Annotated in this window: 18 protein-coding genes and 1 pseudogene; 11 read left to right on the top strand and 8 right to left on the bottom strand. The window is 62.7% G+C overall.

Annotated features, from left to right (window positions below; translation table 11 throughout):
- Window positions 1-104 precede the first annotated feature (104 nt).
- The 3 genes and pseudogenes from O4H53_RS26315 to O4H53_RS26305 all read right to left on the bottom strand — a co-directional run.
- Complete coding sequence (locus O4H53_RS26315) at window positions 105-869, bottom strand: Stf0 family sulfotransferase (RefSeq protein ID WP_269367865.1); 765 nt, start codon at window positions 867-869, stop codon at window positions 105-107.
- A 99-nt stretch (window positions 870-968) separates the two neighbouring features.
- Window positions 969-1,211 (bottom strand): hypothetical protein, encoded by a 243-nt coding sequence (locus O4H53_RS26310; RefSeq protein WP_269367864.1) that lies wholly within the window; start codon window positions 1,209-1,211, stop codon window positions 969-971.
- Window positions 1,212-1,220: 9 nt separating this feature from the next.
- A pseudogene (locus O4H53_RS26305) lies at window positions 1,221-1,331 on the bottom strand (integrase core domain-containing protein); the annotation flags it as partial.
- 185 nt (window positions 1,332-1,516) lie between these two features.
- On the opposite strand from O4H53_RS26305, the gene O4H53_RS26300 reads away from it, so the two are divergent.
- The 10 genes from O4H53_RS26300 to O4H53_RS26255 all read left to right on the top strand — a co-directional run bounded on the left by O4H53_RS26300 (window position 1,517) and on the right by O4H53_RS26255 (window position 9,077).
- Window positions 1,517-1,813, top strand: a complete 297-nt coding sequence (locus O4H53_RS26300; protein ID WP_269367863.1) for a virulence factor — start codon at window positions 1,517-1,519, stop codon at window positions 1,811-1,813.
- A 28-nt stretch (window positions 1,814-1,841) separates the two neighbouring features.
- Window positions 1,842-2,771 carry a methylenetetrahydrofolate reductase gene (locus O4H53_RS26295; protein WP_269367862.1) on the top strand — a complete coding sequence of 310 codons (930 nt, stop codon included), beginning with the start codon at window positions 1,842-1,844 and terminating at the stop codon, window positions 2,769-2,771.
- A gap of 21 nt (window positions 2,772-2,792) precedes the next feature.
- Complete coding sequence (locus tag O4H53_RS26290) at window positions 2,793-3,872, top strand: methyltetrahydrofolate cobalamin methyltransferase (protein WP_269367861.1); 1,080 nt, start codon at window positions 2,793-2,795, stop codon at window positions 3,870-3,872.
- Window positions 3,873-4,070: 198 nt separating this feature from the next.
- A complete protein-coding gene (locus O4H53_RS26285) occupies window positions 4,071-4,346 on the top strand; it encodes an STAS domain-containing protein (protein WP_269367860.1) in 276 nt (91 codons plus the stop codon).
- The gene (locus O4H53_RS26280) at window positions 4,343-4,708 is read left to right on the top strand and encodes a response regulator (protein ID WP_114277159.1); all 366 of its coding nucleotides are present in this window, start codon (window positions 4,343-4,345) and stop codon (window positions 4,706-4,708) included. The genes O4H53_RS26285 and O4H53_RS26280 overlap by 4 nt, the downstream gene beginning before the upstream one ends.
- Window positions 4,709-4,721: 13 nt before the next feature.
- Window positions 4,722-6,956 (top strand): chemotaxis protein CheA, encoded by a 2,235-nt coding sequence (locus O4H53_RS26275; protein ID WP_269367859.1) that lies wholly within the window; start codon window positions 4,722-4,724, stop codon window positions 6,954-6,956.
- Window positions 6,953-7,408: a chemotaxis protein CheW gene (locus O4H53_RS26270; RefSeq protein ID WP_269367858.1), complete on the top strand. Its 456-nt coding sequence runs from the start codon at window positions 6,953-6,955 to the stop codon at window positions 7,406-7,408. The genes O4H53_RS26275 and O4H53_RS26270 overlap by 4 nt, the downstream gene beginning before the upstream one ends.
- Window positions 7,405-8,253: a CheR family methyltransferase gene (locus O4H53_RS26265; protein WP_269367857.1), complete on the top strand. Its 849-nt coding sequence runs from the start codon at window positions 7,405-7,407 to the stop codon at window positions 8,251-8,253. The genes O4H53_RS26270 and O4H53_RS26265 overlap by 4 nt, the downstream gene beginning before the upstream one ends.
- A gap of 59 nt (window positions 8,254-8,312) precedes the next feature.
- Entirely contained in the window at window positions 8,313-8,699 is a 387-nt protein-coding gene (locus O4H53_RS26260; RefSeq protein ID WP_067295727.1) for a response regulator, read from the top strand.
- Between the two features lie 15 nt (window positions 8,700-8,714).
- On the top strand, window positions 8,715-9,077 hold the full coding sequence (locus O4H53_RS26255) for a hypothetical protein (RefSeq protein ID WP_269367856.1): 363 nt from the start codon (window positions 8,715-8,717) through the stop codon (window positions 9,075-9,077).
- A 46-nt stretch (window positions 9,078-9,123) separates the two neighbouring features.
- Here the strand turns inward: O4H53_RS26255 and O4H53_RS26250 are convergent, their stop codons facing one another.
- The 5 genes from O4H53_RS26250 to O4H53_RS26230 all read right to left on the bottom strand — a co-directional run bounded on the left by O4H53_RS26250 (window position 9,124) and on the right by O4H53_RS26230 (window position 15,000).
- Window positions 9,124-9,636, bottom strand: coding sequence for a chemotaxis protein CheD (locus O4H53_RS26250; protein WP_269367855.1), 513 nt, complete (start codon window positions 9,634-9,636; stop codon window positions 9,124-9,126).
- On the bottom strand, window positions 9,633-10,733 hold the full coding sequence (gene cheB / locus O4H53_RS26245; RefSeq protein ID WP_269367854.1) for a chemotaxis-specific protein-glutamate methyltransferase CheB: 1,101 nt from the start codon (window positions 10,731-10,733) through the stop codon (window positions 9,633-9,635). Before cheB ends, O4H53_RS26250 begins: the two co-directional genes overlap by 4 nt.
- Window positions 10,734-10,933: 200 nt before the next feature.
- Window positions 10,934-13,135, bottom strand: coding sequence for a hybrid sensor histidine kinase/response regulator (locus tag O4H53_RS26240; RefSeq protein WP_269367853.1), 2,202 nt, complete (start codon window positions 13,133-13,135; stop codon window positions 10,934-10,936).
- Entirely contained in the window at window positions 13,125-14,291 is a 1,167-nt protein-coding gene (locus O4H53_RS26235; protein ID WP_443069645.1) for an FIST N-terminal domain-containing protein, read from the bottom strand. Before O4H53_RS26235 ends, O4H53_RS26240 begins: the two co-directional genes overlap by 11 nt.
- Before the next feature lie 28 nt (window positions 14,292-14,319).
- Window positions 14,320-15,000 carry a response regulator gene (locus O4H53_RS26230; RefSeq protein WP_269367866.1) on the bottom strand — a complete coding sequence of 227 codons (681 nt, stop codon included), beginning with the start codon at window positions 14,998-15,000 and terminating at the stop codon, window positions 14,320-14,322.
- A gap of 202 nt (window positions 15,001-15,202) precedes the next feature.
- On the opposite strand from O4H53_RS26230, the gene O4H53_RS26225 reads away from it, so the two are divergent.
- The gene (locus O4H53_RS26225; RefSeq protein ID WP_269367851.1) at window positions 15,203-15,712 is read left to right on the top strand and encodes a CoxG family protein; all 510 of its coding nucleotides are present in this window, start codon (window positions 15,203-15,205) and stop codon (window positions 15,710-15,712) included.
- Window positions 15,713-15,953 lie beyond the last annotated feature (241 nt).

Here is a 15,953-nt window from a genome sequence, read left to right as displayed (position 1 = left end):
TCCTGCGCTCTCTTGCCTGGAACTGAGCAATTTTGGACTGAAACGGGTGGGCGACAATGAATGTCAACACGACCTAGCAACTGTCTCGGGATGCCGCGTTGCTGTCAGGCGCGGCCCGCCTCGGCCCTGTAGCGCGCGATCCAGGCCGCGCTGGTGGCATCTGCGAGCTTGCGGGTGCCGGGGGCGATATCCGCGGCGCACCCCGGGTCAAGACCGATGAACGCCAGCACCTGCGCAAGCGTCTTTTGCGGGGCTTCCGACAGGTTTTCATAGCTCAGCCGCAGCGGCGCAATGCCATTGGCGTCAAACCAGACGGGCCAGGCCGCATCCAGCGCCTGCAATTCGGTGATGCGCCGGGTGAGCGCTGCTGCATCATAGCCCGGTGGCCCGGCAGGCGGCAGTTCCTCAAGCGCGCTGCCATCGGGGCGGCTGTGCCAGAGCCCGCTCTGTTCGGCCCTGAGAAAGGACACCGCCTCTGCCAGCTTGTCCGTGCGGCTGAGATAGATGAAGCGGACCGGTCCGAACGCGGCGGCAAAGCGGGCGGCGTCATCGGGCAGGCCGGGGTGCCTGCGGCCCAGCCAGGCGCAGGCCGAGCCCAGATCAGGCCCCATCAGCCGCAGACCGAACAGCGCGGTGCCGCCCTGCCCTTCGCGGCGCATGGCAGCGAAATATTTTTCGGTAAAATGCGCATCATCCGGGTCAACAGCTTCGGTGATGCCCCAATCGGCGCACCAGTCGGCCAGATGCTGCGCGCCAAAGAACGAATCCGGCCGCCCCGCAACGCCGGTTTGCGCCAGCATGTCACAGAGCAGCGTGGTGCCGCTGCGCGGGTTGCTGCACAGGACGTAGGATTGGGGTGTATCGTTCATCCCGGTATTTTAGTGCTGGTGATCACGCAAACCAACAGCCATGATCCGGGATTTTCAACATAGCCAGTCAGCCTGGATCGACACGCCCGGTCGGCATAGTCATTTTGAACGCGGACCTTCATCTACAAGCTGACGAATGGCTGCTGAGCGGACATTGCTGCCATCAAACATGAGCACCCAGGCCCGGAACAAGCCGAAGGCGCCGGGCCATCGCCTGCCCGCCCGTCGCACCGAAGGTGCGTCGTTGATCATTGGCATGCCTTTGGCATGACGGGTAGGCGATTTGGTGAGGCTAGTTGTTCCCGCGTTGGGATTCATCACGGTTGAGAAATAAAGTGGCATGAACCAAGGTTAGCATCGCCCACCCCGGGCAGGCGTTTGCCCGTCCAGCGATGAACGCGGTCTTCTCGTGTTGTAGAAAGCCAGATATCTGGCAATGCCACTGCGTGCGGCTGCCACGCTGTCCCGCTCCATGCAGCAAACCTCACAACCTTGTTGAGAATTATGAGCACCCCTGCCCCTCGCCCTGCACGCGCCGGCAGGCTACAAGGCGCAAGTCGCGGATGGGGTCCCGATTGTCGAAAAACGACGACGGGAAAGACGCGACTGCCGATAGAAGGCCACAAAGCGCAACGGAGGAATCACCCATGCCGGACGTCAAGATCGTATATTGGCGCGACATCCCCGCACAGGTGATCGTCGGCAAGGGCCGTCGTGGCTCCAAACGCCAGTTGCCGGAGCGCTTTGAGCAGGCCATCGACCGTGCCGCCATGAAAGTGGGGGCCGAAGACACCGATGCCTATCTCGCTGAGTGGCGCAAAGCCGATCCTTACGAGGTTGAGGGAGACCCCGACGCCGTGGCCGACGCAGAGGCCGCCCGCCTGGACGCCGAATACGACAAGGACCGGATCAAAGCGCTGATCGCCAACGACGGCTGGGCCTGAGGGCCGCCCCATGTTCAAGGATAACATCATGTCTTTGCTGAACTTCCGCCGCAAGGAAGCGCCCCAGGCGCCCACAAACAGCCCAGAAGTCGAGGCGTTCCTGCAAGATTACTCCATCGAGGTGATGCCCCGCACCGCCGAGAAGGTCGAGGATTTCCGCGATCTGCTGCCCGCAGGCACCCGCGTCTATATCGCCCATATCGAGGGCACCCCGATCGAGGACATGGTGGCCACGGCCAAACGCCTGAACGCCGATGGTTACAAGGTCATGCCGCACTTTCCCGCGCGCATCATCAAGGACCGGGCGACGCTGGCGAACTGGATCGCCATGTACCAGGGCGAAGCCGATGTGAAACAGGCGCTGCTGCTGGCCGGTGGCGTGACCACCCCGCACGGCGATTTCAGCGACTCCATGCAGCTGATGGAAACCGGTCTCTTCGACGAGGCAGGCTTTGAACGCCTGCATGTCGCGGGCCATCCCGAAGGCAACCGCGACATCGACACCGACGGCACCCGCCTGCGGGTGGACGAGGCGCTGCGCTGGAAGAACGATTTCCAGAGCCGGACCGATGCGAAGATGGCCATCGCCACGCAATTCGCCTTTGAGGCGCAGCCGATCATCGAATGGGCCGACAGCCTGAAATACGCGGGCATCACCCTGCCGATCCACATCGGCATCGCGGGGCCCGCCAAGCTGCAGACCCTGATCAAATTCGCCATCGCCTGCGGCGTCGGCCCCTCGCTCAAGGTCCTGCAGAAACGCGCGATGGATGTGACCAAGCTGCTGCTGCCCTATGAGCCGACCGATGTTGTGACCGAACTGGCCCGTCACAAGGCCGAGAACCCCGATTTCAACATCAGCCACGTGCATTTCTTCCCGCTTGGTGGCATCAAGACCAATGCCAACTGGGCCATCCAGAACGGGGGCGACGCCGCTGCCCCCGCAAACGCCGAATAACGCCGAACAAAGGACCTTTTCATGACCCGTACCGTTGTCGAATCCAAGACCAAGACCGCCATCATCGGCTTTGACGAGCCGTTTTGCGTCATCGGCGAACGGATCAACCCCACAGGCCGCAAGATCTTGGCCGAAGAACTGGAGCGCGGCGATTTCTCTCGTGTCGAAGCCGATGCGGTGGCGCAGGTCGCGGCGGGTGCGAACATTCTGGACGTCAATTCAGGCGCGGTCTTTTCCAACAAGATGGCCGAAGATCCGCGCTATGCCGACAACAACTTTGTCGAGCCGATGCTGATGCCCGAGATGATCAAGCGGGTGCAGGCCGTGACCGACTGCCCGATCTGCATCGACAGCTCCGTGCCCGGCGCGCTTGAGAACGGGTTGCAGGCCTGCGAAGGCCGCCCGCTGCTGAACTCGGTCACCGGCGAGGAAGAGCGTCTGGAACTGGTCCTGCCGCTGGTCAAGAAATACAACGTGCCGGTGGTGGCAATCTCCAACGATGACACCGGCATTTCCGAAGACCCCGAAGTCCGCTTTGCCGTGGCCAAGAAGATCGTGGAACGCGCCGCCGATTTCGGCATCCCGGCCCATGACATCGTGGTGGACCCGCTGGTCATGCCCATCGGCGCCATGGCGACGGCAGGCCATCAGGTCTTTACCCTGGTGCGCCGCCTGCGCGAGGAACTGGGCGTGAACACCACCTGCGGGGCCTCCAACATCTCTTTCGGCCTGCCCAACCGTCACGGCATCAACAACGCCTTCCTGCCGATGGCGATGGGTGCCGGCATGACCTCTGCCATCATGAACCCGGTGGCCCTGCCCGTGAGCCAGACCAAGATCGCCGAGAAAAAGGCCGAGCTGGAAGCGCTGGGCGTGATTCTGCCGGAAGGCATGGATGACGAAGTATTCGTGCAGCTTTTCGGCATGGGCTCTTCGCTGCCGCGTCCGGGCAAGGAAATGGAAGCGATCCGGGCGGCGAATTTCCTGTTCAACCGCGACCCGCATGGCGGCGCATGGATCGAATTCAACAAGCAGGCCCCGAAAGCGGGCCACGAGGGGCGCGGCCGTGCCGGGCGCACCGGCGGACGCCGCCGCCGCTGAGGCGCGCTTGCCGATCCCATGACATTCAAGGCCCCGTGGCACCCTCCACGGGGCTTTTTCATGCGGGTCTCAGGGAAATCCTGCGCAGGGCGCGCAAGGTAACGCAGAATTAACGGACCGCACGCTACACCGGGCTGACAAAGCTGAACTGGAGTTGCGTGATGAAGTCTGCTCACCCCTTGCAGGGCCAGTCCCAAGATGGCTGAGCCGTTGATCCCGGAAAGTCGGCTGAATGTGACGCAGGCCGCTGGCCTGCATGCCGCCCTCATGGCCCGTGCCGGTCAGGATGTCACCCTGGACATGGCGGAGGTGACCCAATTGGGGGCCCTTTGCCTTCAGGTTCTTGTCTCCGCTGCCAGATCGCTGCGCGCGGCTGGTGCCGCGCTGCATCTGGTCAATGTGCCCGACAAGGTGCTGGCCCAGATGACGGCCATGGGCATGTCCCCCGAAACCATAGTGGAGGGGCAGGAATGAGCCTGGAAATACTTGCCGTCGACGACAGCCGCACGATGCGCGACATGATCCGCCTGGCCCTGCTGCCCGCCGGTTTTACCGTCCATACCGCCGATGACGGCGTGCATGGTGTCGAGGTGCTGGATGGCATCGAACCCGACGCCATCATCACCGACATCAACATGCCCCGCATGGACGGGTTCGGCTTCATCGACGCCGTGCGCGGGCAGGACAGGCACCGCGCGACGCCGATCCTGGTGCTGACAACCGAAGCCGCGCCAGAGCTGAAACAGCGCGCTCGTGCCGCCGGGGCGACCGGCTGGATCGTGAAACCCTTTGACCCTGAGAAACTGGTCAAGGCCCTGCAGATGATCGCAAGTTGAGGGGGTCGATGAGATGAGTGAACAGAACGATCCCATGGCAGAGATCCGCGCCTCCTTCTTCATCGAATGCGAGGAACTGCTGGAATCCCTGCAGGATGGCCTCCAGATCATGGATGACGGTGCCGACGACAGCGAAACCATCAATATCGTCTTTCGCGCGGTCCATTCCATCAAGGGCGGCGCCGGCGCCTTTGGGCTGGAATTCCTGGTGCGCTTTGCACACCGCTATGAAACCGTCCTGGATGAAGTCCGCGCCGAAAGGCTGACGGTCACGCCGGAGGCGCTCAAGGTCTTTTATCAGGCGGCGGACCATCTGTCTGATCTGGTGCGGATCAGCCGCGACAACCTGCCCGCCCCGGAGGAACGCACACAAGCGCTGCTTGAAGCCCTGAGCGCATTTCTGGGCGACAGTGACGAACGCGCCGATGCGCCGGAAGAAGAGATTGATTTCAAACCGATGGGCATCTCGCTGGACCTCGGCACCGACGGCGGTGACGGCCCGGACCTTGCCGATCTTGAGGACCTGCCGCCCTTGCCCCCCCTGCCCGGGCTGGATGCACCCGATACACGTCACTATCAGATCCGGTTCACCCCGACGGCGGAGCTTTTCGAGACCGGTAACGAACCGGCATTGCTGCTGCGCAACCTCCAGGCGCTGGGTGAGATGCATGTGACCTGCGACACCTCGGCGGTCCCGGAGCTTGCGCAACTGGTTCCCGAGGTTCCCCATCTGACCTGGGACATCACGCTTGAAACCGAAGCCGAAGAGGCGGAAATCGCCTCGATCTTCGAATTTGTGGAAGGCTTGTGCCGCCTTGACATCATATCCGATGCCGATGCCGAGCCTCCGGGCACCGTCATCGCAGCGGCGGACCCCACAGCGCCGGAAATGCCAGAAGCGGCTGAGGCAGAGGTGCCTCAGACACCCGAGGGGCTCTCTGCCCCCGAACCACTGCCGGAGCAGGAAAAGGAACCCGCGGCAAAACCCGCACCGGCCCCGCCCAAACCCGCCGCGCAGGCACCGCCAGCAGCCAAGACCGTCGTGCGGGTCGATATCGACAGGATCGAACGGCTGGTCAATCTGGTTGGCGAACTGGTGATCAACCAGGCGATGCTTAGCCAAAGTCTGGAGCAATCGGGGCTTTCGCCGCACTCCGACGCCATGAACGGGCTTGAGGAATTCCAACGCCTGACCCGCGACATCCAGGATTCGGTCATGATGATCCGTGCGCAGCCCGTGAAATCGCTGTTCCAGCGCATGTCGCGCATCGTCCGCGAAGCCTCCGGTGCGGTGGACAAGGATGTGCGCCTGATTGTTCACGGCGAAGACACCGAAGTCGACAAGACCGTGATCGAACGGCTGGCCGACCCGCTGACCCATATGATCCGCAACGCGGTGGATCACGGATTGGAAAGCAAATCCGCCCGCCTCGCGGCCGGAAAACCCGAACAGGGTCAGGTCAACCTGTCTGCCGCCCATCGCTCGGGCCGGGTGATCATCGAGATTTCCGACGATGGTGCCGGGATCAACCGCCCCAAGGTGCAACAGCTTGCCATCGACAAGGGGTTGATCCCCCCAGACGCGGTGCTGAGCGATACGGAAATTGATAACCTGTTGTTCATGCCCGGTTTTTCCACGGCGGACAAGGTCTCTGACCTCTCGGGCCGTGGCGTGGGCATGGATGTGGTCCGCACCGCGATCCAGGCCCTTGGCGGCCGTATCACGACCACCTCGCATCCTGGCGAGGGCACGACATTCTCGATCTCGCTGCCGCTCACGCTTGCGGTGCTCGATGGCATGGTGGTCGAGGTGGCGGATGAAACCCTGGTCCTGCCGCTGAATGTTGTTGTCGAAACCCTCACGCTGGAGGCCGGCGATGTCCAGATGTTGCGCCCGGGCAGAAACGTCGTGCGGGTGCGCAGCGGTTTTGTGCCGTTGCTGGATCTTGGCGGCGCATTGGGCTACCGCGCCCCGCTTGAGGATATGACCGGCGCCGTTGTGCTGCTGATCGGCCAGGAAGACGGCAGCAACGCCGCCCTGATGATCGACAATATCGTCGATCAGCGGCAGGTCGTGATCAAGGGGCTCGACGAGAGCTTTCATCGCGCCCCCGGCATTGCCGCCGCGACGATCCTCGGGGATGGCCAGATCGCCCTGATCCTCGACCCCTCCGACATCATTTCCAACGCCATGTCCGCGCATCTGACCGTGGCACCCCAGACCCGCGCCGAAGGAGCCATCGCATGACCGAAACGAATCCGACAAGCAGCATCGAACTGCTGACATTCCAATTGGCCGAGCAGGAATATTCCCTTGATATCATGTCCGTGCGCGAAATCCGGGGCTGGACCCGCGCCACCCCGCTGCCCCAGGCACCGCATTACATGAAAGGGGTGATCAACCTGCGCGGCACGGTCCTGCCCGTGATGGACCTGGCCGAACGCCTGGGCCTGCCGCCGCGCGCCCAAAGCGACCGCGCCGTGATCATCGTGGTGAAACATGACGAATGCATGACCGGCCTGCTGGTCGATGCGGTCTCGGACATCATCGCGCTCACCTCCGACGATCTGCAACCGCCGCCGGACGGCTCCGCCGGTGGCGGCGGTGTGGTCAGCGCGCTGACCCTGATCGACGACCGGATGATCCGGGTCCTTGACCTTGGTGCGACCATCAACGTGGGCGAAGGCCTGGCCGCATGAACGCGCCCCGGCTGACCTCGACAACGCTGGATCCCGACAGCTTTCGCGCCATCGCGGATCTGGCGTACCGGGAAAGCGGCCTGATCCTGGCCGACAAGAAAGCGACGATGATCCAGTCACGCCTGCGCCACAGGTTGCGCAATCTTGGCCTGTCGGATTTCGCCGCCTATTGCTCCTATCTCCAGTCGGAGGATGGGCGGGAAGAACACCAGCATCTGATTTCCGCGCTGACCACAAATGTCTCGCATTTCTTTCGCGAAAGCCATCATTTCGACACGCTGGGCAAGCTGGTGGCGAAACGCCTGCCCGAGCTGCGCGCCGGCGGATGCCTGCGCATCTGGTCGGCCGGCTGTTCGAAGGGACAGGAACCGCTGTCGATCGCCATGACCCTGTTGGATCATGCGCCTGATATGCACAAGCTCGATCTGCGCATTCTCGCGACCGACATCGATTCCACCGTGATCAATTTCGCCCGCGAAGGGATATACCCCGACCGGCTGATGAGCGGTGTATCCGATGAGATGCGCGCGCGGTTCTTCACCCGTCAGAGCGCCGGTGCCGGTGGAGAGGCGGGATATGCCGCGCATTCAGACATCAAGAGAATGATCAGGTACAACCCTTTGAACCTGCTCAGGGAATGGCCGATGCGCAGCCAGTTTGACGTGGTTTTCTGCAGAAATGTCGTGATCTATTTCGATCTTGAAACGCAATGCAGGCTCTGGCCGCGCATGCATCAGCTGCTGCGCCCTGACGGCATTCTTTTTCTGGGTCATTCCGAACGTATCGCGCAGCCGGAGAAATTCGGCTTCCGCGTGGGCGAGCCCACGACATATCGACCGATCTGAACCGACAACAGACCGCACGTGCCTGGCGCGTCGCCCGAAACCAACGAGGAAATCCCAATATGGCCTTGCGTGACCAAATCCACATCATGGTTGTCGACGACATGTCCACCAGCCGTGGCCTGATCACGCAGGCGCTGGATTCTTTCGGGGTGCGCAATGTGTTCACCGCAGAAAACGGCAAACAGGCCCTGCAGGCATTGACGGCAAAACCGGTGCATCTTGTCATTTCCGATTACAACATGCCCGAAATGGACGGGCTGAAACTGCTGCATTACCTGCGCGCCACCCCCAAGACCAAGGGCATCGGCTTTGTCCTGATCACAGGCCGGGCCGAACAGCAGATCATCGACCATGGCAAGAAGCTGGGCATGAACAATTATCTCAAGAAGCCTTTTGAACCCAACGACTTGCGCAATTGCATCGAACAGGTAGTTGGACGCCTGTAAGGGGGGGGCGGATCAATGCAGGAACCTGACCTTGGGGTCATCTTGCAGCGTGTCTCTTCGCACGTGGCAGGGCTGGCCGAAATGGTGAACTGGGCCGAACATGCCATCGGCGACAGGCTTGATCTGTCGCGCGAGGATGCGGGTGTGATCGGGCAGCTGCAAAGCCTCGACTATCTGCGGCAGTCGCTGGAGGATCTGACCGCATTGACCGCTGCGATCGGGTGCCAGCCCGGTGTGAACACCATCGGGGTGGCGGGCCTGGCGGATGCCTGTTCCTCACTGCGGCTGGCGGACACGCGCGCATTGTTTCAAGCGCAGCACTGTCAGGGCGTCGCCCCGCTTCCCACCCGCTCGCCGGGAGATCTGGACCTGTTCTAACCCCCCACCGCTGTTGCTGTCGGCCATCGACACGACATGCCGCGGGTCAGAACAGTTCGATTTCCCGGTTCGCCATTGGCGCCGCTGGCACGGCCTCGGTGACCGCGGCGCGGGGTTTGGTCTTTTGCCGGGCGATCCCGCGCGCTGGCAGATAGATGAGATGCCGCGCCGTATCGCCGCCGACGGATTTTGACAGACAGGGAATATTCTCGCTTTCAAGGAAATTCAGAACAAAGGCCGCATTTGCGCCGCCGATGTCGGACAGTCCGGTCACCATTTTCGCCCCGCCGAACAGCTTTGCCTGCATCCGCGATTTCTGGGCCCCCAGTTTGAGCATGTCGTTGATCACCAGTTCCATCGCATTCAGACCTTCCGGGTCGAAACGGGTGGATTGCCGGGCATTTGCGGCAATCAGGATATGGTTCATCCCGCCGACACCGACCAGAGGGTCATGCAGGCAACAGGCCACACAGGAGCCAAGCAGGGTGGAAATGACCACACCGGGGTCATCGGAAACCGCATATTCCCCCTGTGTGATCACCCTGGTCGTTGTGGTCATTGTCTTGCCCTCACCAATCGTGCCCGGTGCCGCGCCGCCGCTTGATTGAGGGCCTGCGACATCTCCGCCAGTGGAAACTGGCGTTCCACGGCACCGATTTCCCAGGCGGCGCGCGGCATGCCGTAGACAGTGCTGCTGTCCTGGTCCTGGCCAAAGGTGGTCGCGCCCGCATCGCGCAGGGCCTTCAGCCCGCGCGCGCCGTCCTGACCAAGACCGGTCAGGATCGTCGCGATCACGTCGCGGGCATGGGGCACTGCCGAGTGAAACAACTGATTGATGGAGGGGCAATGCCCTGCCCCTTCGTCATCGGATTGCAGGCGGATTTCCCATTGCCCAAGGCTGCGCGTCACCTGCGTATGCTGGCCCAGGGCCGGGGCCAGCACGATCTGACCAGGTGTCAATGCCATGCCGGGACGCGCAAGCAGGACATCCTGATCAAACCTGCGGTCCAGAAGCTGCGAAAAACTGACCAGTTGCATACCCGGCATGTGTTGAACGATCACAACCGGCGGGCCAGCAGGATCCAGCCCGCCAATAAGCGTGTCCAGGGCTGCAACACCCCCTGTCGAGGCCCCGATCAGCACGAGCGGTTCCATGCCCTGATGCCGGACAGCAGGTGCAGAAGCGCTGGCGACACGGGCGCGCGGCGCTGTCTGTATCCTGCTGCAGGCGGCGGCAAAGACACGTCGCGAGATGGTGTCGCGCAAGCGCCGGCTGGTCCCGTTTTCGGGCTTTTCCAGACAATCCACCGCCCCCAGCATGAGCGCCCGCACGGTCGTCTCGCAATTTGCGCGGGTCACGCCGGAAAACACGACCACCGGTAAGGGATTGCGGAGCATCAGTTTTTCCAGAAATTCCAACCCGTTCATTCCCGGCAGTTCGATATCGAGGGTAATCACATCCGGGCGCGTCGCCTTGATGACCGCGCCTGCCTCTCTCGCGTCGCTGGCTTCGCCCACGACAACAAGACGGCGATTGCCCTCCAGCACCAAGCGCAACCACCGCCGCAGCAAGGGCGAATCGTCCACGATCACCACGGTCTTGCGCTGTTGAAAGCGCGCAGGATCCATCCCCATGGAGGGCGGTGCATCCGTCACCGCGCTTTTCCCACAAAGATGCCACTCATGACCATTTCCCGCTGGAAAGTTAACGAAACCCTGCGCGCGTCCCCGGCGGGGGCACCCCTCTTCTATGACGGCAGATCATGAACAGCTCTTTAACCGGATGCGAAAATCCGGTGCCCGTGGGCAGCATCTGCGGCGCAATTCGGGGCGCATCCGGTGGCCGGGCGGCATGCCTAGCTGTTCAGAAACGCGAATAACTTACTTTTATCAATGGGTTTCGGCAGCAGATTCACGCCAAGTTCCCGGCAGGCACGTTCCAGTTCCAACCCGCGGTCGGCAGATATCAGGCGCACCGGCACATCGCCATGCAGCGCGCGGATCCGGCACAGCAGATCCAGGCCGGACATGCCCTCGCCAAGCTGGTGATCCAGCACCAGCGCATCGGGTCTGAGGTCGATGTCGGCCAGCAGTTTCAACGCGTCCTCGCCGGTGCGGCTGTGGATCACCTCTGCCCCCCAGCCTTCCATCATCAGGACCAGCGCATTGGCAAGGTTTTCGTCATTTTCCACCAGGAACACGATGTCGCCCTTGCGTTCCAGATCAGAGGTTTCGGGCCGCTCGCGGGCCAGCACGATCGGGTCCTGCCGCCCTTCGACAACCGGTACATCCACGCAGAACAGGCTGCCCCGGCCCGGTGCCGAGGTCAGCTGCAACCGGTGGCCCAGCGATTTGCAGGCGCGCTCCACAATCGCCAGACCCAGGCCCAGGCTATGTTCCTTCTGATGCGCAGAGAGCCGCTGGAACTCCTGAAAGATCGCTTCCTGTTCCTCTTCGGCGATGCCCGGTCCGGTATCCCAGACCTGAAGCTGTGCCATCCCGCCGCGCCGCCGCACCCCCACCAGCACGCGGCCGGTTTCCGTATAGCGCACCGCGTTGGATACCAGGTTCTGCACGATCCGGCGCAGGTAGCCGGGATCGGAGCGTACCGACAGCCCGCAATCGACCACAGAGAGTTCTATCCCCTTGGCCTGCGCCACCGGTGTCAGCTCATCGCGCAGGGGTGCCAGAATGGCGCTCAGATGCACCGGCTGGATGTCAAAGGTCGGGTGTTCGGCATCCAGCCGAGAGATGTCCAGCAGCGCCTCGATGATCTGCTCGACCGAGGCGAGCGCCGTCTCTGCCTTTTCGACAATCCCGCGCTGGTCCGGTGCCTCGATCTGTTCGGAGAGGGCCGAGACAAAGAGCTTGGCCGCCGACAGGGGTTGCAACAGATCATGGCTGGCCGCCGCGACAAAGCGCGACTTGGAAGCATTGGCCCGTTCCGCCTCGGAGAGCGCAATCCCCAGCTCGCGGGTCCGGCTTTGCACCCGGCGTTCAAGCATCTCGTTCATCTCGGCGAGCGCCCGCGCAGCCCCTCTTTCGGCGGTGACATCGGTAAAGCTGATCACGAAACCCCGGTCCGGCATTTCCTGGGCAAAGATGCTCAGCACCTTGTTGTTGTCGCCCGTCACCTCAAAGGCGATGGGCCTGCGCCCGCTTTCCTGCCCGGCCCAGTCGATCAGCATCTGGCTGTCGAAACTGTCCTGGAAGGTCAGTTGCCGGTTCAGCCGCTCCAGCAGCACCACAAAATTGCGGCCCAGGTCGGTATCCTGCGGCGGCAGGTCCAGCAGGTAGTCCATGCGCCGGTTCCAGCCGATCAGCTTGCGGTGCCGGTCAAAGATGCAGACCCCCTGGTCGAGGTGATCCAGCGTGGCCCGCAGGATCTGGGCCTGTTCATCGCGCAGTTTCTCGCGCTCCTTGCGTTCCAGCCGGATGATATTGGTCACATCCGTCTGCAAAATTACCGTGCCGCCGCGCGCGGTCCGGTGTTCGCTGACCTGCAGCCAGCGGTCATGGATCAGGCTGACATTGAACACCACATGGTTGTCGCGGTGCCGCCGGGTGCGTTGTTGCGCCCATTTCTGCGGGGTCACCTCTGCGGTCAGGGACAGATACCTGCTGGATGAAATAAGGTCGACATAGGCGTCAAAGGACAGCCCCTCGCACAACTGCGGTTCGATGTCGGACAGATCGCGGCAGAACCGGCTGTTGAACAGCACCAGCCGGTCACTGGGATCAAACAGGGCAAAGCCTTCGCTGATGGTTTCAATCGCTTCGGTCAGGTTTTCGCGCGCGATGGCGGTTTCGCGGTTGGCCACTTCGAGCCGGGCATTCGACTCCTGCAAAAGTTCAAGCGTGCGTTCCAGGTCGATGGTCCGTTCGCGCACCTGCACTTCCAGCAGGGCGGCGCGTTCGAACTGGGCATAGGCGACGCCGGATTGTTCGTTCTTCTGTTCCACCCGGCGCATCAGGGCCTGGGTGATCTGCAACAGTTTCTCGTTCTGCCGCTCGATCGAATCTGCGGGGTTGATCACCGACACCGGGTCACTCCGCATCTTCCTCCGGCGCATAGATCGCCACGCCGGTCATCGTGTGATTGACATGCAGCGCCCCGATCTGTTCCCCGTAGGTGGAAAAGCCGATCACACGGTGATCAGCGAGCACCGCCGACACCGCGCGGGTGGTTTGTTTCTGCTCGGCCTCGATCCGGCGCAGCAGGCAATCGCAGCCGACGATATCGGTAAGCGCGCCTGCATCCGCCAGCTCGTCCAGCTTGCGCCGCAGGTGGTCGACCATGTCCAGAGGGTCGGCCAGGGTCAGCACCATCCCCTCGTCTATGGCGGAGAAGAACAGCAGTTCGCCCCCCTCCTTGACCTGCTGGATCGCGCGCACGTGATGGTTTCTACCAATGCGCACCACCACGGGATGGGAGGCAAAGGTGAACTGGTCCAATTGCTGGGGGTCCTTGCCCACAAGCCGCGCATATTCCTGCGCGGCAGGTTCCGCATTGATCGACTTGACGATGCGCCGGTCCGGGTCGGCGCCTGTCACAACCATCTGGCGGTCGGTCGGCACCAGGTGGTCGATGCTGAAGACCTTCACCCGCAATGCGCTCTGGATCAGGGTCAGCACCGCCGCATTTTCGCAGGCACGACCATTCAGCGCGACGCGCGTATGGCCGAAATCCACGCCATCCGCTGCCGAACCGCCGAACAGTGCCATGTCACGCAGCGCCGGCGCGATGGCCACGGTCAGCATGTCCTCGCGCAGCGACAGCCCGTCCACCAGCAGAAAGGCAAAGCCATGACGCTTGTCCGGATGCGCCTCCTGCAGGGCGACGCGTTCCAGGGCGATACGGTCCTGCAGGGCCTGCGAAGAACCTCCGCCCAGATCCTCGATCAGGATCGAGGTGGCGGCGAAATGGGCCTGCGGGAAACCGATGGCGATGACCGTGTTCTCGGCATAACCCCCCGCCCCGATTTCTCCGGCGGTCGTGCAGGCCACCACCTCGGCCTCGCCAAAGGCGGCATCGGCCTCGCGCACAAGCCTGTCGAAATCGGCGGTGGGTGAAATGAACAGCGCCACCACCGCCATGGGTGCTGGGCCCAGAGCCTGGCGGAGCACGCCGATGGGATCGGGATGGGACGCATCGACCTGGCCGCGGCACAATGCATGCCGCACCCCCGTCAGCGGTTCAACCTCTTGCTGAATTGCCACATCGCGCCTCCCTCAACGCAGACTAGCGGCGCTCTTCGTCACTTGGCAACTGGGATGTGAACTGGGCTTCATGGGCGACCAGAACCGCCTGCGTCCGGTTCTGCACGCCAAGTTTGCGCATGATCGCTGTCACATGCGCCTTGACGGTGGTTTCCGCGATCGACAGCTCATAGGCAATCTGCTTGTTCAGCTTGCCCGCGCAGATCAATTCAAGGATGCGGGCCTGCTGGTTGGTCAGCGAGGTGAGGCGGCGCAGGTTCGCGTTGTCTTCGGCCGCGCCCTCCCCGGCGACAAACCCGCTGGGCGTAAAGACCTGGCCCGAGCGGATGACGTCGATGGCCTCCTTGAAGGTGCCCCGGCTGCTGTGTTTCGGTACAAATCCCGATGCCCCCGCCGCGATGGCGCCATTGATCACCGCGTTGTCGGTGACCGAGGTCACGATGATCACATGGGCATCCCCGACCTGCCGCCTGAGCCGCAAAAGACCGTCCAGCCCGCTGACATCCGGCAGGTTGAGGTCGAGCAGCACAAGGTCCGGTGGTGCTGCCTGCCCCAGTTCCTCCAGCGCAGAGGCCAGCGAATGCGTCCTGCGCACGTCGGTATAGGCGGCCACGGATCTGAGCGTCAGCTCCAGCGCGTCGCAGAACAGGGGATGATCATCCACGATCAGGGCCCATTTGCCCGGGGTCTCGGGGGTGAGCATATCCGTCATCGGCATTTCATCTGTTTTCATGGGCAAAGATTAGCAGCATTTCCCGCGCAGGTATCTAGCCAAAAGGTCTTAGGCTCCGGGCTCATGCCCCCAACCAAAGTCCAATAGCGCGTTGTGGCCTCCGCCCCTAGTACATCTGCCAGACCCGGCAGGATTTCGCGTGGGGAAACATGACGAACTAGGGAGACAGCAGATGAACCTGAGCGATCAAAAGACCATAGATGCCGACCGCGACAGCGTTTTCGCGGCCCTTCTTGACCCCGAAGTCCTGAAGGTCTGCGTCCCCGGCTGCCAGGAGATGTCAGGTTCAGCCGAACAGGGGTTCGAGGCCACGGTGGTGCAAAAGGTCGGGCCGGTAAAGGCGACCTTCAAGGGGGCCGTATTCCTCAGCAACATGGCGGCGCCGGAAAGCCTGACCATCAGCGGCGAAGGCAAGGGCGGCGCCGCCGGCTTTGCCAAAGGCGGCGCGCAGGTGCGCCTTGAGGCGCAGGGCGACAAGACTATCCTGCACTACGAGGTGGATGCCAAGGTGGGCGGCAAGCTGGCGCAATTGGGCAGCCGGATCATCGACGGCTTTGCCAAGAAGATGGCCGACCAGTTCTTTTCCAACTTCCAGCAGGCGCTGGGCGGTGCTGAACCTGTCGAGGCGGCTACGGACGCGCCGGTCAAGAAAGGCTGGTTCGGGCGTCAGAAAAAGGTCTGAGGGCCATTGAAAAACGGTTGCTGCCGACCGGCCGGCGGCGGCGCGCCGCAGCACACCAGATCGCGCGACGGCATTGCCGACCTCCTGTTTCCGCGTCTGCAATCAGGATGACCTGTCAAATATGGCATGTGAGGCTGCTGAAAAAGCACGTTCCTGCACCCGCCCCCCCCGAAACAACGAAATCGTTCTTCCACGACGCCAGCCACAAGCCTTGGCCCGGGTGTCAGCCCGGGCCGCGCCC

The organism is Sulfitobacter sp. G21635-S1 (assembly GCF_027213915.1).
Classification (GTDB): domain Bacteria; phylum Pseudomonadota; class Alphaproteobacteria; order Rhodobacterales; family Rhodobacteraceae; genus Sulfitobacter.
The sequence above is the reverse complement of the archived record's forward strand: the minus strand, read 5'-3'. Positions and strand labels throughout refer to the sequence as shown.

What these genes read in the sequence shown, in the direction of transcription:
- O4H53_RS26315 (WP_269367865.1), bottom strand. Translation starts at nt 869, where the DNA reads ATGAACGATACACCCCAATCCTACGTCCTGTGCAGCAACCCGCGCAGC.
- O4H53_RS26310 (WP_269367864.1), bottom strand. Translation starts at nt 1,211, where the DNA reads ATGCCACTTTATTTCTCAACCGTGATGAATCCCAACGCGGGAACAACT.
- O4H53_RS26300 (WP_269367863.1), top strand. Translation starts at nt 1,517, where the DNA reads ATGCCGGACGTCAAGATCGTATATTGGCGCGACATCCCCGCACAGGTG.
- O4H53_RS26295 (WP_269367862.1), top strand. Translation starts at nt 1,842, where the DNA reads ATGTCTTTGCTGAACTTCCGCCGCAAGGAAGCGCCCCAGGCGCCCACA.
- O4H53_RS26290 (WP_269367861.1), top strand. Translation starts at nt 2,793, where the DNA reads ATGACCCGTACCGTTGTCGAATCCAAGACCAAGACCGCCATCATCGGC.
- O4H53_RS26285 (WP_269367860.1), top strand. Translation starts at nt 4,071, where the DNA reads ATGGCTGAGCCGTTGATCCCGGAAAGTCGGCTGAATGTGACGCAGGCC.
- O4H53_RS26280 (WP_114277159.1), top strand. Translation starts at nt 4,343, where the DNA reads ATGAGCCTGGAAATACTTGCCGTCGACGACAGCCGCACGATGCGCGAC.
- O4H53_RS26275 (WP_269367859.1), top strand. Translation starts at nt 4,722, where the DNA reads ATGAGTGAACAGAACGATCCCATGGCAGAGATCCGCGCCTCCTTCTTC.
- O4H53_RS26270 (WP_269367858.1), top strand. Translation starts at nt 6,953, where the DNA reads ATGACCGAAACGAATCCGACAAGCAGCATCGAACTGCTGACATTCCAA.
- O4H53_RS26265 (WP_269367857.1), top strand. Translation starts at nt 7,405, where the DNA reads ATGAACGCGCCCCGGCTGACCTCGACAACGCTGGATCCCGACAGCTTT.
- O4H53_RS26260 (WP_067295727.1), top strand. Translation starts at nt 8,313, where the DNA reads ATGGCCTTGCGTGACCAAATCCACATCATGGTTGTCGACGACATGTCC.
- O4H53_RS26255 (WP_269367856.1), top strand. Translation starts at nt 8,715, where the DNA reads ATGCAGGAACCTGACCTTGGGGTCATCTTGCAGCGTGTCTCTTCGCAC.
- O4H53_RS26250 (WP_269367855.1), bottom strand. Translation starts at nt 9,636, where the DNA reads ATGACCACAACGACCAGGGTGATCACACAGGGGGAATATGCGGTTTCC.
- O4H53_RS26240 (WP_269367853.1), bottom strand. Translation starts at nt 13,135, where the DNA reads ATGCGGAGTGACCCGGTGTCGGTGATCAACCCCGCAGATTCGATCGAG.
- O4H53_RS26230 (WP_269367866.1), bottom strand. Translation starts at nt 15,000, where the DNA reads ATGCTCACCCCCGAGACCCCGGGCAAATGGGCCCTGATCGTGGATGAT.
- O4H53_RS26225 (WP_269367851.1), top strand. Translation starts at nt 15,203, where the DNA reads ATGAACCTGAGCGATCAAAAGACCATAGATGCCGACCGCGACAGCGTT.